At 47.5% G+C, this 14,480-nt stretch carries 12 protein-coding genes; 6 read left to right on the top strand and 6 right to left on the bottom strand.

Annotated elements, in window-relative coordinates; translation table 11 throughout:
* Positions 1 to 3 precede the first annotated feature (3 nt).
* Together VBY75_RS06650 and deoD are read right to left on the bottom strand one after the other, a co-directional pair.
* Positions 4 to 2,430: a bacteriohemerythrin gene (locus VBY75_RS06650; protein ID WP_416511671.1), complete on the bottom strand. Its 2,427-nt coding sequence runs from the start codon at positions 2,428 to 2,430 to the stop codon at positions 4 to 6.
* A gap of 118 nt (positions 2,431 to 2,548) precedes the next feature.
* Complete coding sequence (gene deoD, locus VBY75_RS06645; protein WP_416511669.1) at positions 2,549 to 3,259, bottom strand: purine-nucleoside phosphorylase; 711 nt, start codon at positions 3,257 to 3,259, stop codon at positions 2,549 to 2,551.
* 97 nt (positions 3,260 to 3,356) lie between these two features.
* Here deoD and VBY75_RS06640 point away from each other — a divergent pair, with 97 nt between their 5' ends.
* The 5 genes from VBY75_RS06640 to VBY75_RS06620 are packed head-to-tail and all read left to right on the top strand — an operon-like array spanning position 3,357 to position 8,438.
* Entirely contained in the window at positions 3,357 to 5,873 is a 2,517-nt protein-coding gene (locus VBY75_RS06640; protein ID WP_416511667.1) for an efflux RND transporter permease subunit, read from the top strand.
* Positions 5,870 to 6,670, top strand: a complete 801-nt coding sequence (locus VBY75_RS06635) for an outer membrane lipoprotein-sorting protein (RefSeq protein ID WP_278356645.1) — start codon at positions 5,870 to 5,872, stop codon at positions 6,668 to 6,670. Before VBY75_RS06640 ends, VBY75_RS06635 begins: the two co-directional genes overlap by 4 nt.
* Before the next feature lie 2 nt (positions 6,671 to 6,672).
* A complete protein-coding gene (locus VBY75_RS06630; RefSeq protein ID WP_416511665.1) occupies positions 6,673 to 7,878 on the top strand; it encodes a hypothetical protein in 1,206 nt (401 codons plus the stop codon).
* A 22-nt stretch (positions 7,879 to 7,900) separates the two neighbouring features.
* On the top strand, positions 7,901 to 8,119 hold the full coding sequence (locus tag VBY75_RS06625) for a DUF2892 domain-containing protein (RefSeq protein ID WP_054488707.1): 219 nt from the start codon (positions 7,901 to 7,903) through the stop codon (positions 8,117 to 8,119).
* Positions 8,120 to 8,126: 7 nt separating this feature from the next.
* Positions 8,127 to 8,438, top strand: a complete 312-nt coding sequence (locus tag VBY75_RS06620; protein ID WP_054488709.1) for an ArsR/SmtB family transcription factor — start codon at positions 8,127 to 8,129, stop codon at positions 8,436 to 8,438.
* A gap of 37 nt (positions 8,439 to 8,475) precedes the next feature.
* Here the strand turns inward: VBY75_RS06620 and VBY75_RS06615 are convergent, their stop codons facing one another.
* Entirely contained in the window at positions 8,476 to 9,174 is a 699-nt protein-coding gene (locus VBY75_RS06615; protein ID WP_416511663.1) for an OmpW/AlkL family protein, read from the bottom strand.
* Positions 9,175 to 9,247: 73 nt separating this feature from the next.
* Positions 9,248 to 9,964, bottom strand: coding sequence for a YebC/PmpR family DNA-binding transcriptional regulator (locus tag VBY75_RS06610; RefSeq protein WP_416511661.1), 717 nt, complete (start codon positions 9,962 to 9,964; stop codon positions 9,248 to 9,250).
* Positions 9,965 to 10,166: 202 nt separating this feature from the next.
* Between VBY75_RS06610 and VBY75_RS06605 the strand changes: the two genes are divergently transcribed.
* Positions 10,167 to 11,177, top strand: coding sequence for an isopenicillin N synthase family dioxygenase (locus tag VBY75_RS06605; protein WP_416511659.1), 1,011 nt, complete (start codon positions 10,167 to 10,169; stop codon positions 11,175 to 11,177).
* Positions 11,178 to 11,200: 23 nt separating this feature from the next.
* Here the strand turns inward: VBY75_RS06605 and VBY75_RS06600 are convergent, their stop codons facing one another.
* A complete protein-coding gene (locus tag VBY75_RS06600; RefSeq protein ID WP_054488717.1) occupies positions 11,201 to 11,674 on the bottom strand; it encodes a prepilin-type N-terminal cleavage/methylation domain-containing protein in 474 nt (157 codons plus the stop codon).
* A 76-nt stretch (positions 11,675 to 11,750) separates the two neighbouring features.
* Positions 11,751 to 14,282: a S8 family serine peptidase gene (locus tag VBY75_RS06595; RefSeq protein ID WP_416511657.1), complete on the bottom strand. Its 2,532-nt coding sequence runs from the start codon at positions 14,280 to 14,282 to the stop codon at positions 11,751 to 11,753.
* Positions 14,283 to 14,480 lie beyond the last annotated feature (198 nt).

Below are 14,480 nucleotides of genomic sequence, written 5' to 3'. Positions count from 1 at the left end.
TATTTAGCGGATACCTTTACTGTTAAGGTGTCCTTTGTAAGCCATATCACTCTTCATAATGTGATTCATTAACCAGGCTTTTACGAAGTCCAGTAGTTCATCAATCACGTCTTCGTGGTTATCAACCCGGTGTTTGAAGCGCATTACGTCCTGCACTAAGTCGCGGTGTTTAAGCTTATGATTTTCTAAGTCCGGGTAGCCATTACGCTCCATTAACAACTCTTCGTAGTTAAAGTGCGTTGCCGTGTAGTTAATTAACGAATCCACCAAGCGCTGCAATGCATGCTGGTCGCCATCGCGAAGCTTCAGGCGGTAAAGCTCATTAGCAATGTAAATTAAGCGCTGGTGCTGACGGTTAATTTCTTCAATGCCTACATCCAGTTTCGACGACCATTCAATGAGTACGTCTTGCTCCGCAAGACGCTGCTCTATCACGTCTTTCTCAATGTAATACCGGTCGCCAAGAGATTTTATCTCGCCGCCTAAGGTGGTTAATTGCGCCGAGCTCTCTAATGCCTCCTGCGACCGCGCATCCACAATTCGGGCACTTTCTGACAGCGAATTAATATTCTCCTGAATGTTCATAGTAACCGCCGACTGCTCTTCGGCTGCGGACGCTATCTGAATATTCAGGTCATTAATAACACCGACGTTTTCAACAATGTCAGTCAGCGAGTTTGACGCTTTATTTGCCTGCTCGACATTCTCGCCAGCCAGAGTCTTGTTGCGCTCCATAGAATGAACCGCGTTGCTGGTGTTGGTTTCAAGCCGGCCAATCACATTTTGTATTTCACCCGTTGATGCCTGCACGCGCTGCGCCAGTTGCCTGACTTCGTCTGCCACCACAGCGAAGCCGCGGCCCGACTCACCGGCCCGGGCGGCTTCAATTGCCGCATTCAGCGCCAGCAAGTTAGTTTGGTCGGCAATATCATTAATGGTCAGTAGTATTTTAGAGATAGCCTGGCTGTCTTCCGACAGGGTTTTTATCACTTGTTGAGACTCAGATACTTCCTGCTCAAGCTTTTGAATAGCGACGACCATGGTATTAACAACCTGCTGACCATTTTGCGCTGACACTAAGGTGTTGTCAGCTTCCGTCGCCGCTTTTTGCGTTGACTCAGATACCTCACTAATTGCGGCTGTCATTTGTTCCACCGCCGCGGCTGCACTTTGCATTTGCGTTGCCTGAGCTTTAGCGCGCTCGGCAAGTTCTTTTATGGCCTGATAGTTTCCATCACCCAGGCTGTCCATACCGTCGCTCGATTTTCGGATGGCATCGACTGAATAGCTGGTTTCTATGGCGACAGAGTTTAAGTAATGGGTTATTTTCGACAGTTCATCTTTGCCCTCTGTTGTGCCTAAGCTGTTTAAGTCACCATTAGCTAACTGTTTTGCCATACGAATGTTGGCTGACACAGCGCGATAAATGCCTAAGTACAGGCTGGTAAAAAGCAATAGCTGCAATAGCAGCACGCCCAACATTAAGGCAATATTGGTCCAGACTACGGTGTCTAGCTTTGCAGCCCGCTGTTCTAATCTGGACTGATACGCTGGAATGACACTGTCATAAAAACCAAACAAAGCGCCAATTGCCGCAGTGCCTTCACGGAAAAAATCCCCGGCTGACATTTGTCGCTTCAGCAGCCTACGCGATGCCGTCTCACTAAATAGTGTTAATTGTTGCTCGGCCGCTTCCGCCTGTTTCAGCAACCCAATCTCATTGGTTTCATCGGATAGATTCTTAACCGCCTCAACAAAGTTCGAAACCTGGTTTTCCAGTACGTAGTTTATTGTGGTGATATCTTGCTGCAGCTCTTTGCTTTCCTGGCCGTTTAACCATTGTGCTCCGAGACCCCTTAAGCGCCCGCTCTGCTCAACTAACTGCGGCAGTTCTTCAACCGCAAGACGTGCCAGCAGAAGGCTGGCCAGCTCGTTCTCCAACAGCTGTTGCGAGCCGGCACTAAGTTTTGCTAAAAGGCTTTGGAGATCTTTCAATAGCTGAGTGTGCTGCTTAAACTGGCCGGTAGAACCGTTAAGACTTTGCCATTGACGCCGCAGTTGGGACAACGCCCGTGTGGAGAAAAACGCCTGCTGGCTTTGTAACGCCTCAAGCTTATCGAAGTGACTATTAATGGCTTGCACAGAGCGGTTTATTTCTCCGGAAAACTCACGCTTTTGCGCATCACTTCCGGTCATTCCCCGGTGTTTAGCAATATGCTCCAGTAACCCTCTGAACTCAGGCCAGTACTGGGCTGCCGTTTGCTTTTCTGCCACTTGCTGACTCTTATTTAAGGAGTCAGTTACCATCAGCGAACTGAGTACAATAACCGGAATAAACAACAAAAAGCCGATTAAGCTGAATTTTCGTCGAAAGCTTAATAAATTAAACAACTTCTGGACAGGGCGAGTTAACCAATCGAGCCACTTCATAACCACTCCACTACAGGCAAAATCTGCAACCACAAACGGGCTATTTTGCCTATTCATCGGCATTAGTCACATGAAATGTAGGGTTATTACTTATTAGGTAGCTGTTACTTGATCAGGATCAATAAACCAGTAAGCTCTCCAGAGTCATCTCTGTCATTTCACTAAAAGCCGTCTGCCTTTCATTCGCCGATAAACCATTGCCCGTTCTTATTTCATCGGAGACTGTCATAACGGCTAACGCCTGTTTCTTGTGTATAGCGGCAATGGCGTACAGTGCAGCAGCTTCCATATCTAATGCCAGCACATTCATAGCCTCCAGTCGGCATTCCAGCTTTTTATCAGGGTGATAAAAGCTATCGGTTGAAAACACATTCCCCACCGCCACCGGCTGATTCTTTTTCTGACAATAGCCGACAAATTCACTCAACAACTTATAATCTGCAATAGGAGCAAAGTCGTAACCACCGAACAGCTGCCGGTTCATCGCCGAATCGGTGCAAGCTCCCTGGGCTACCACTAAGTCTCGTAAATTAAGCTCTGGCGATACCGCACCGCAACTGCCCACCCGAACCAGCCGCTCTACTCCGAAGTGCTGAAATAACTCCTGCGCGTAAAGCGTACAGGACGGCATACCCATGCCAGACCCCATAACGGAAACCGGCGTGCCACGAAATTGACCGGTGAATGCCAGCATATTTCGAGTGTCACTTATGAGTTCAGCGTTATCTAAATGCGTTTCAGCAATATGTTTTGCCCGCAAAGGATCGCCTGGAAACAAGCAAAGCTCTGCAAAATCGCCGGCCTTAGCCGAAATATGGGGAGTGGTCATAGGGTTCGCCCTGTTATTTTTTAACCAAGATAGATGACAAATCAGAAATTATCGACTATATTTCGTATTTATCTAAATTAGCTAATTCGGAATTAATATGATCAATGCCATTATGAAATTGGCGACAGGGTACCGCAGAAGCGTCTTCTGGATGTTGACACTGATCACTATTGCTGTTGCTGCCTTCATTCCTTCTATCACCATTGATACCGATCCGGAGAACATGCTGCCGGACGATAACCCGCAGCGTGTTTTCCATAATGAGGTCAAAGAAACTTTTGCTATGCATGACATGATTGTCGTTGGCGTAGTGAATGAGAACACCGTCTACAACCAAAAGACTTTAACCGACCTGCATACCATGTCGAATTATGCGGAGTCACTGAACGGAGTTATCAGTGACGACCTGATGTCACTGGCTAATGTCGACAATATTACTCAAAAAGAGCCCGGCACCATTCGTTTTGAATGGATGATGAAGCAACCTCCGGAAAATGACGCTGAAGCTCACTACATTCAACAGCAGGTTGAAGACCTTCCACTGCTTTATAACACCATTGTCTCGGGCGATAACAAAGCCGCCGCTATTTATGTGCCTATTGAAAGTAAAGACGAGAGCTATGCGCTGGCGGAGCAACTGCGTGACAAAATCAATACCTTAGAGAGCAACGACGACTGGCATATTACCGGTTTGCCGGTGGCTGAAGACCAGTTTGGGTATGAAATGTTTGTGCAAATGGGGATTTCCGCGCCGTTAGCTGCCGCTGTTATTTTCGCGCTGCTTTGGTTCTTCTTCCGCAATATGCGCTTTATAAGTGCCGCCATGATAGTCGCTATGTCGACCGTGCTGATTACCATGGGTTCTCTTATTGCTCTGGGCTTCACTGTACACATTATGTCATCAATGATAGCCATTTTCCTGATGCCCATTGCCGTAGTCGACTCAGTGCATATTATGTCGGAGTTTTCGGATCGATACCGTGAAACAAGTAACGCAAAAGACACGATTAAGAACGTCCTTGGGCACTTATTCAGGCCAATGTTGTTCACATCTGTCACCTCAGCGATTGGTTTTTATTCATTAATGCTGACACCTATTCCTCCGGTGCAGGTATTTGGTGCTTTTGTTGGTTCAGGTATTTTACTGGCCTTCTTAATTACCGTGATTTTCGTACCGGCCTATATCTGTGCGTTGAAGCCATCAACGTTAGAAGGCTTTGCTAAAGCCACTCATGAAGAACACAAGGATGGCTGGCTTCAAAAGCTGGGCGCTGTCGCTGCTCGCCACGCTAAACTATGGATAGCCTTTTTCCTGGCAGTTTTGGCTTTTGCCTGGTTCGGTATTCAGCAAATAAACATTAACGACAACCCGGTGCGTTGGTTTAAACCTGACCACGAGGTTCGTATTGCTGACGAAGTATTAAACGACCACTTTGCCGGGACGTACAACGCGTATGTAGTATTTGAAAATACCCTAGATGCGACCGAAAAAGCTCGCTCAGCGGTTCGTGACGCCCTGAATAACGACGCGCTGTCTGAAGAATCGCGGGATGCTTTAAGCGCTATTCTTGAGCAACAGCAAGTGAACTTTAACCAGTGGATTATCGCTATTGATGATCTGCTCTTCAGCGTCGGTTCTAACCAATTAGAGCCGTTAGAGCGCTTAATGACTGAGCTCGAACAGCTAAATAGCGCCAGCAAAGCGTTCCAAAGCCCGGAATTACTGGCTTACATGAGCGAGATGCAAGCGTACTTGCAAACGACAGGCTTGGTGGGCAAGTCAAACAGTCTGTCCGACGTGGTGAAGACGGTGAACCGCGAATTACGCTCGGGCGAAGAAAGAGACTACGAGCTGCCGGACAATGCCGCCGGTGTTGCGCAAACCCTGTTGCAGTATCAGTCGTCGCACCGTCCGCAAGACCTCTGGCACTTTGTTACGCCGGACTACAAACGCAGCTTAATGTGGTTGCAGTTAACCAGCGGTGACAACCAGCACGTAACCCAGGTCGTCAAGACTGTTGACAGCTACATTGAAGACAACCCACTGCCTGCTAACATTGAAATGGACTGGGCCGGTAAAGCTTACCTTAACGTGGTGTGGCAGGAAGCCATGGTCGAAGGCATGCTCGACAGCCTAATCAGCGCCTTTGTGGTGGTGTTTATTATGATGGTGCTACTGTTCCGCTCGGTGGTCTTCGGTGTGTTGGCTATGCTACCGCTCAGCCTGACCATTGCCTTTATTTACGGACTTATCGGCTGGGTCGGTAAAGACTACGACATGCCTATTGCGGTGTTGTCGTCGCTGACGCTTGGACTGTCGGTGGACTTTGCCATTCACTTTATTGAACGTACGCGCGCTACCTTCAAACAAACCGGTAACTGGAAAGACACTTTAGCGGTTATGTTTGACGAACCTGCACGTGCCATTTCCCGCAATGCCATTGTCATTGCCATTGGTTTTACGCCACTGCTGTTCGCACCACTAGTCCCGTACATCACGGTGGGTGTGTTCTTAGCCAGCATTATGGCGATATCGGCCATAGTGACACTTATTATGCTCCCGGCGGTGATGACTGCCTTTAGCCGCCTTATATTCCGTGGAGGTCAATCATGAAAACCCTATTTTTAACCGCTTTATCCGCCGCCGTTTTATTTATTAGCGGCCAGGCCATTGGTGCTGAGAAAAGCGCGCGTGAAATTGTCGAGCAAGCTGAATTGAACGCCTATTATTCCGGCGATGATGGGCGCAGTGCAGCGCGGATGATTATTACCGATAATCAGGGTCGCCAACAAATGCGGCAGTTCACCATTTTGCGTAAAGACCAACAAGATGGTGGCGTACAAGACATGATGATATTTTTCTCACGCCCTGCTGACGTGCGCGACACGGTGTTCCGTGTGGTCAAACAAGTCAACGACGACGATGACCGCTGGTTGTATTTACCTGATCTCGATTTGGTGAAACGCATATCTGCCGGCGATAAGCGCACCTCTTTTGTGGGTTCGCACTTTTTCTATGAAGACGTTTCCGGCCGTAATACTGAGCTGGATAGTTACGAGCTGATTTCTGAAAACAAAGACAGTTACGTGTTAAAAGGCACAGCTAAAGACCCTGGCAACGTTGAGTTCAGCTACTACGAAGTGGTTATTGATAAAGAACACATGCTGCCGGTTGAAAGCACCTTCTATAACGACAGCGGCGAAGCCTACCGAAAAATGGAAGTACTAAAAATCGAAACGGTTCAGGGCTACCCAACCGTGACTCATTCACGCATGTCGGACTTAACCAATGGCGGACAAACAGAAATGCAGTTTCGCTTTATGAAGTACAACATCGGTTTGCCGGACAGCATTTTCAGCGAGCGTAGCTTACGTAACCCGCCGGCAGAATGGTTACAACTGAGAGACTAACTATGCCATACCGGAAAATTTTAACGTTTACCGTTCTTTTCACTTTGGCTCAAGCCGCATCGGCACAGGACTCCTGGGACGATGAGCAGTGGGACTCTGGTTGGGGAACGGAACAAGATCAGGGAATTAATGTCTATGGTTTCGTTGAGGCGGCAATAGGCGGACGGCTCGAACCCTACCCCTATCACAAGCGTTTGTCTATTGCCGAGCCTCGACTACAGCTTGGTTTCGACAAGCGTTGGCAGGACATTACCTGGACCGCGAAAGCCGACGGCTGGTACGACGGTTTCGATGAAACCTGGCATGGCCAAATTCGCGAACTGAATGCACAGTTCACGGTTTTCGATAATACCGATATAAAAGTTGGCCGTCAGGTGCTCACCTGGGGCACCGGTGACTTCCTTTTTCTGAATGACCTGTTTCCGAAAGACTGGCAGTCGTTTTTTGTTGGTCGCGACCAGGAATACTTAAAAGCGCCTTCTGACGCGCTTAGGGTGACCAGCTATTTTGATTGGTTTAACGTTGATTTTGTCTGGACGCCGGAGTTTGATCACGATAACTACGTTCGTGGCGAGCGCATCTCCTATTTTAACCCACTCTCCGGGCAGTTAACCGGTGACGACCCCTCTATTCAGTTTATAGAGCCTACGCGCGACGAGTTCGCAATGCGTCTGTTTCGTAACTACGATGGTGTGGAATACGCTGTCTATGGTTACGACGGCTTCACCAAAAGCCCCGAAGCCGTCACTCAAAACTTTCATCCTACCTTCGGCCGTTTAACTGTGGTTGGGGCGTCAGTGCGAATGACCTTTGGCCCAGGTCTGGTTAACACCGAGGTGGCCAATTACAACCGTCACGACGCAGCAGACCACTGGCGCGCACTGATTGGCTATGAGCAAGAGCTGTGGACGCGCTTTACCGGCGGTTTTCAGGCCTACATTGAGAAAGGCGACACCCAAACACGCACCGTATTCACCACCCGTTTAACCTGGCGCGACGAGCGTGATGATCTGAACCTGTCGCTGTTTGCTTTTGTCTCACCGAATCAAAACGACGGCTACTTACGCCCCACTTTTGACTACCGCATTGACGACAATTGGTCATTCAGCGGTGGTTTTAACCTGTTTTTCCGCGAACGTCCGAATACCTTTTTCGGACAGTTTACTGAAAACAACAATGCTTACCTTCGAGTCAGGTACGCGTTTTAATATCAAGTAAAGGAGTTTTATAATGAGCGTCGAAAGAGCTTTAACTGCATTTGCCGGCTTTATGATATTGTTATCCGTAGCCTTAACTTATTGGGTTCATCCCAATTGGGTATGGCTAACCGTATTTGTTGGCGCCAACCTATTTCAACAGTCTTTCACTGGCTTTTGTCCGGCAAGCATTTTTATGAAAAAAGCTTTAGGATTAAAAACTGAGCGAGAGTTAGAAAAAGCAGGAAAATAAAGACACCATGAGTGCAACTGAATCACAAGAGATGCTTCAGGAAGAAGCGCAGAACGCCGCAAACTTTCTGCGCTCTTTAGGCAACCCTCACCGCTTACAAATTTTATGCCGGTTGGCATTAGGAGAACAAAGTGTGGGTGAGTTGCACCAGCATTTTGATTTAAGTGCATCGGCTTTTTCACAGCACCTGGCGGTGCTTCGGGAGCAAAAGCTGGTCACCATTCGAAAAGAATCTCAAACCGTCTACTACTCGATAAAAGACCCGGACACCGAAGCTTTTATGAAGCTATTAAAAGACAAGTTTTGCCCTTCGCTTTAAAAAAGGCGCCGCCCTGTAGATGGGCGACGCAAAGGCTCTAGAAGGAATAACGAATACCGGCCATAGCAACATAAGGGTCAATATCAACGTCAACGCTTTGAATGGTTGCATCGTTGACTCGCACGTCACCCGTTGTATCAATGTCCATGCGACTGACCATAAAATGCAGGCCCCAGTCTTTAGTCAGTTCCACATTGACACCAGCCTGCAAGGCATAGCCCCAGCTGTTTTTAAGCGCCAGTGAAACGGAATCGTCAGCAGTCACAACGCCAAGATCACCTAAAGTTGAACGCAGCTGAGGATCAACCTGCTCGTCGAAAAACGCGGTGTAGTTAACACCGACACCAATGAAAGGTTTGAACATGTCGTTGTTCAGGTCAAAGTGATACTGCGCCAGCAAGGTGGGCGGTAAATGTTTTGTTTTACCTACTTTCAGTCCGGCTAGTGCGCCTGTTGCAGTAATATCGTGGCTAAAAGGTGTTGCTGCAACCAACTCTACCGTCCAGTTGTTTGTTAATGCGTAATCAAAAGTTAAACCCAATTGCGTATTGGTGTTAACGCCGACACCGGTCGAGTTCTCTGGCAGACCCGCTACGGTTTCAACAACATTAAGGTTACTGCTACTGTCATCCGGCATGACGGAGATAGCACCAACATTAATTGAAAAATCATTTGCTAAAGCAGAAGTGCTTAACAACCCTAACAATACACCACAATACAATGCGTTAAGCTTCATGGGTAACTCCTTGTTAATGAATACCCATAAAGCTTATAAGGTTTATTGCTTAACTGAATTGATCTGCATCAATTTATTGTTCTGCGTTATGGTAAATGTTTTGAACATCATCCAGGTCGTTGAGCATATCCATTAAACGCTCAAACATTGGCTGATCATCTTCACTGATACTGGTGTTTACCTGTGGCAGGAACTGAATTTCATCAGCCTCAAAATCAACCTCTGGGAAAGCGCCGGTTAAGGCCTGACGAGCAGCAGCATATTCTGTATGAGGTGCAAATACTGTAACCAGCCCTTCCTCATACTCAACATCGGTAACATCAACGTCAGCTTCCATTAAGGCTTCAAGTACTTCATCTTCACTGTCGTGCTTAAAAGCAAAAATCGCACAATGATCAAAGGAGTGAGCAACACTGCCCTGAGCACCGATTTTTGACTTACTTTTGGTAAAACAGTTACGCACATCGCCAAAGGTTCGGTTCGGGTTATCAGTCAGGCAATCAACTATGACCATGCAGTTTCCCGGGCCATAACCTTCATAGCGTGCAGGAGAAAAATCTTCGCCAGCGCCGCCCTGAGCCTTATCAATAGCTTTTTCAATAACGTGCGCGGGCACCTGGTCTTTCTTTGCCCGGTCTATCAGACCACGTAGTGCCAGATTACCATCCGGATCGGTACCGCCCTGTTTAGCACAAACATAAATTTCACGGCCGTAGCGGCTGTAAACTTTGCTTTTTGCATTGGCGGTTTTAGCCATAGACTCTTTTCGGTTTTGATAGGCGCGACCCATTCTGAATATCTCACTGGTTAATTAAAGACCCAAAGATTTTACACAGGCAGCAGGTACTGGTCGAGCAATACCAGGAATAAGTAGCGGCATCCGTTCATATTGTTGATATAGCCAACCCGTCTACCATAGAACATTTTGATTCTTCAGTTACCACTATCGGCCAGCGTAAACTCAGGCGCAGAAATAACCAGTTGAGTCCGTTATGCAAAACCCAGTACCCGTTTTATCCATGCGAAAACTTTACTCTAGTGCCTCTAGTCGCCAGGAGTTTATTGCTGAGATCGGTAAGGCAGCTCGCGAGGTTGGCTTCTTCTACCTGGAAGATCACGGTATTTCACTGACAGAGCAAGTAAAGGTACTGGATATTGCTAAATCGTTTTTCGCGCTTAGTAATACCGCGAAGAAAGAGATTCAGATGATTCACTCACCCCATTTCCGCGGATATTCTGCAAACTATTCCGAGTTGACCGCTGGTCGTCGCGACCGCCGGGAGCAATTCGACATTATGGATGAGCTGATGGCTTTTTCAGATGCAGACATTCATCATGAGTGGCAAAAATTAATTGGCCCTAACCAATGGCCAAAACAATTACCGGAAATGAAAACCCAGCTTCTCAAATGGCAGGACAAACTCACCGAGGTGTCTCTGCAATTGTTAGAAGCGCTCTGCGAAAGCCTGGAGCAACCTTCTGATGCCCTTTCAGAGACGGTTCGCAAAGGGCCCTATCGCCACACTAAGCTCATAAAATACCCGGGAACTTCAGAAGGTTCCGAGCAAGGGGTGGGCGCACATAAAGACCCCGGCTACCTGACATTAGTCATGCAGGACGAAAACAGCGGACTGGAAGTCGAGTTTGAGCAACAGTGGTATAAAGTCGCACCCCGTCCCGGAGCTTTTGTCGTCAATATTGGTGAGCTACTGGAGCTGGCATCTAACGGCTATTTAAAAGCGACCAACCACCGTGTGACCAGTCCTAAAAAAGGAGTGACCCGATACTCTTCTGCTTTTTTCATGGCCGCACAGCTTGATGCGTCAGTGCCCGTGCTAAATCTGCCACCTCATTTAGCTAAACAAGCAAAAGGGCCAACCAGCGACCCGAATAATCCATTACTAAATAATGTGGGCGAGAATGTAATGAAAGGCAGAAAGCGTTCGCACCCTGATGTCTCGATGCGTTTTTACCCACAACCTTTAGAGTGCACTTCCTGCTAATCAGTTTTGTGAACCATTTTCACTTAACAATTATCGGCATAAACCCGAATTTGAGGTTCGCTGACAGAGGTGGCGGCTGAATAGGTCACATAACACTGCATGAGATCATCCTCAGTCGCTGCTATTCCGACAACATTACCTATCCCAACTTCGGAAACAGCCCAGTCACTCAATTCAACGACCTGGTTAAGAACACTTTCTTTCGCCGCAGGGTAACCATAGAAAATTAGTGTGCCTCCGTCCGGGCAACTGACGCTTGTCTCATCAAACTTACCGCCAAGACAGGCAGAGTCTGCACTTTCCAGACCTTGAACTGCGGCTTTGCTGTAGGTGATATCGAGAGCAGCTTTCAACGAAGCCTCAAGCCCTTTAAGGCGACTTTTTTCAGCGTCACTAGAAAAGTTAATGAACTGTGGAAGTGCAGTAACGGCCAGAACGCCAAGCACAACAACAACAGTAATAAGTTCGACCAGCGTAAATCCTTTACTACGTCGCATGAAAAACATCCAAAAATAAAATAGGGGCCACAAGAGCCCCTATTGTAATACAGATTAAATTGTTAATTCAATGTTATTAAAAACTAACTGTTACTGAATCACAAGCTTCTGTACCCGCTTCACACAGTTTGTAGACAACATCGCTACCATCCGAGTCAAAGCGGTCACGTACTCGGCCTGAGTTTGATAATGTTTCAACAAACTCACCGTTACGATACAAGTCGACGTCGCCCGCAGCGCCTGACCAACGCAGGTCAACCAAAGCGGTTCCGCTACGCAGTAAGCGTGAACGATAAACGTCTAACTCGATATCGGTAAGGCTAACCGTCACAGACTGAGTTACCGTATCCGACAGCTCAGTTGCATCAGTCACTGTTAAAGTAACATCGTAGGTTCCTTCTTGAGAGTACGCATACACAGGGTTTGCTTCTGTCGAAGTGCTACCGTCACCAAACTCCCAGAAATAACTCTCAATGTCACCATCGCTGTCTGTTGATGTATTCGTAAAGCTTACCGTTAAGTCAGCCGCGTCTGCTTCAAAACCTGCAACAGGAGCATCTGGTAAGCCATCGTCTTCTTCAACAGCGGTTAGAGTTAAGGACCAATGGTTCAATACACCGGTATCTGCACCAGCGTTGTCTGATACATTCAGCGTCCAGTCACCGGTCATATCTTCACCGTTAAAGCTATCCAGCGACCAGCTCTGAACCAAATCATCTTCGCTGCCGCCAGTACGGTCATGCAGTACATGCTCTGTACCTTCCGGCGATGTTAAAGTAACGATTAAATCACCACGCCATGTATGAGTAATATCAACACTGACATCAGCACCGAAGACAACGCCTGTATCAGGCACGTTGATCACTCGAGTAATACCGTTGCTGTCGTCATCCGGGATATCAACACCGGCAGCATCATCGTAATAAAACTCAGATAAGCCCTGTGGCAGCACATAAACACTTGCGCTAACATCGCGGGTCATTTCACCAGTTTCTACATCGGTACCATTAACCGTTATGGCGTATTCGCCCCAAGCGGTGTCTTCAGTTGTTGCTACTTGCACATCAACCGATTCGCCATTTTGTGCCTGGTCTGAAGACAAAGAGACATCAAGCTGAGGTTCAGAAGAAACCGTTAAATCAACAGTTCCTGACCAGTCAGCAATACTGCCCACATCCAGAGTTAATGTAGCGTTATCGCCAGCAACAATTTCCTGAGATACCGGAGAAAGTGTTAGGCGATAAGCTGGGTCGGGATCCGCAGCTTCGAGAGCACTCAATGCATTTAAACGGTTACCAGACACTGTTTTACCGGCTAAAGCTGGGTTGCTTTCCCCAGAGTCCATCAGAATTTGCTTAACTTCAGCAACCGTCAAATGCGGAGCAATAGACCACACTAAACCTGCAACACCAGCTACGTGAGGGCTTGCCATTGAGGTGCCAGAGGCTGTTGCGTAACCACCATTTAGATAAGTTGACAGAATTTCAGTGCCTGGTGCACCTAAGTCAACAGACACAGCACCATAAGTTGAAGAGGCAGCCATTGAGTCAGTGCGCGTGGTATTTGCGACGTTAACAATACCGTCTAAGTCGTAACCACCCGGGTAACTTGCAGTAACGTCCGAATCGATACCATCGTTACCGGCCGCAGAAACAAACATAATACCTTCATCAATACTGTCACTGATAGCCGTTCGTAGTGATTCAGAGTATGCACCGCCACCCCAGGAGTTGTTCGTCGCAACTAAGTTAACGCCATGATTTACCTTCAGGTTAGTCATGTAGTCAATACATTCGATGGCCGCAGCGGTACTACCTGAACCTGATGCATCCAGGAACTGACAACCAACAATTTCAACGTCCCAGTTAACGCCCGTTACACCTTCGCCATTGTTTGAACTAGCGCCGATAGTACCGGCAACATGCGTACCATGACCGTTTTCATCCATTGGATCGCCGTTTGAATTAACTGCAGAGTAACCGTAGCAGTCATCAACAACGCCGTTACCGTCATCGTCCTGACCGTTGTCACAAACTTCACCTGGGTTAACCCACATGTTTCCGGCTAAATCCGGGTGCGTATAGTCAACACCAGAGTCGATAACACCAATGACTATGGTCGACTCACCCGTTGTAATATCCCACGCTGGACGCGCATCGATATCAACACCCGGCGTACCGCCGCTTTGCCCGGTATTTTCCAAAGCCCACATGTCGCCAAAAGCTGGGTCGTCCGGCGTCGCCAGGATATTGAAGTCTGAGCTCTTCGTATCGTTAATTGAAATGATGTAGTTCGGTTCAGCTACATCAACTAAAGGGTGGTTTGAGAGCCGCTTAATTAATGCATCACGCTGCTTAGCATTACGTACGTTTACTTTTGCAATACGTCCATCAGCAATGTTCCGCATTGCCATGTCCCGACCGCGGTTATCAAGTGCACGCAAAGTACCACCTGCATTACTTATCAGGTCCAGGCGCTGCTCTTTCGTTGCCGAGGCTTTAAAAACCACCAACAGAGAGTCGTCGTCCGCTTGTTTACTATTGGCAGCAGCTGTTCCTGCAGCAAGTGCCATAGATACGCCAACGACCAATTTTTTCAAATTCGTCATGCTTCCTTCCTCATTATTGTTGTAGGAATATCATTTACCTGTGCGAACTGCTTTTTCAGCACTAAAAAAGAAGTAGCATATTTTTCACACTGATTTACGCCAAAAGTTAAATATTTAATGTTCTTTACGAAAAATACGAAAAAGGGACTAGGACATTCAGGTTGCTTTCTAGTACGGCGGCACATAACAAACTGTTAA

The sequence above is a fragment of the Idiomarina sp. HB genome, assembly GCF_048059115.1.
Lineage (GTDB): Bacteria > Pseudomonadota > Gammaproteobacteria > Enterobacterales > Alteromonadaceae > Idiomarina > Idiomarina abyssalis.
Note: the sequence above shows the minus strand (reverse complement) of the source record. Positions and strands in the feature narration are given on the sequence as shown.

Coding starts and splice junctions, on each gene's coding strand:
- VBY75_RS06610 (WP_416511661.1), bottom strand. CDS start 9,964: ATGGGTCGCGCCTATCAAAACCGAAAAGAGTCTATGGCTAAAACCGCC.
- VBY75_RS06595 (WP_416511657.1), bottom strand. CDS start 14,282: ATGACGAATTTGAAAAAATTGGTCGTTGGCGTATCTATGGCACTTGCT.
- VBY75_RS06605 (WP_416511659.1), top strand. CDS start 10,167: ATGCAAAACCCAGTACCCGTTTTATCCATGCGAAAACTTTACTCTAGT.
- VBY75_RS06615 (WP_416511663.1), bottom strand. CDS start 9,174: ATGAAGCTTAACGCATTGTATTGTGGTGTATTGTTAGGGTTGTTAAGC.
- VBY75_RS06640 (WP_416511667.1), top strand. CDS start 3,357: ATGATCAATGCCATTATGAAATTGGCGACAGGGTACCGCAGAAGCGTC.
- VBY75_RS06620 (WP_054488709.1), top strand. CDS start 8,127: ATGAGTGCAACTGAATCACAAGAGATGCTTCAGGAAGAAGCGCAGAAC.
- VBY75_RS06625 (WP_054488707.1), top strand. CDS start 7,901: ATGAGCGTCGAAAGAGCTTTAACTGCATTTGCCGGCTTTATGATATTG.
- deoD (WP_416511669.1), bottom strand. CDS start 3,259: ATGACCACTCCCCATATTTCGGCTAAGGCCGGCGATTTTGCAGAGCTT.
- VBY75_RS06600 (WP_054488717.1), bottom strand. CDS start 11,674: ATGCGACGTAGTAAAGGATTTACGCTGGTCGAACTTATTACTGTTGTT.
- VBY75_RS06630 (WP_416511665.1), top strand. CDS start 6,673: ATGCCATACCGGAAAATTTTAACGTTTACCGTTCTTTTCACTTTGGCT.
- VBY75_RS06650 (WP_416511671.1), bottom strand. CDS start 2,430: ATGAAGTGGCTCGATTGGTTAACTCGCCCTGTCCAGAAGTTGTTTAAT.
- VBY75_RS06635 (WP_278356645.1), top strand. CDS start 5,870: ATGAAAACCCTATTTTTAACCGCTTTATCCGCCGCCGTTTTATTTATT.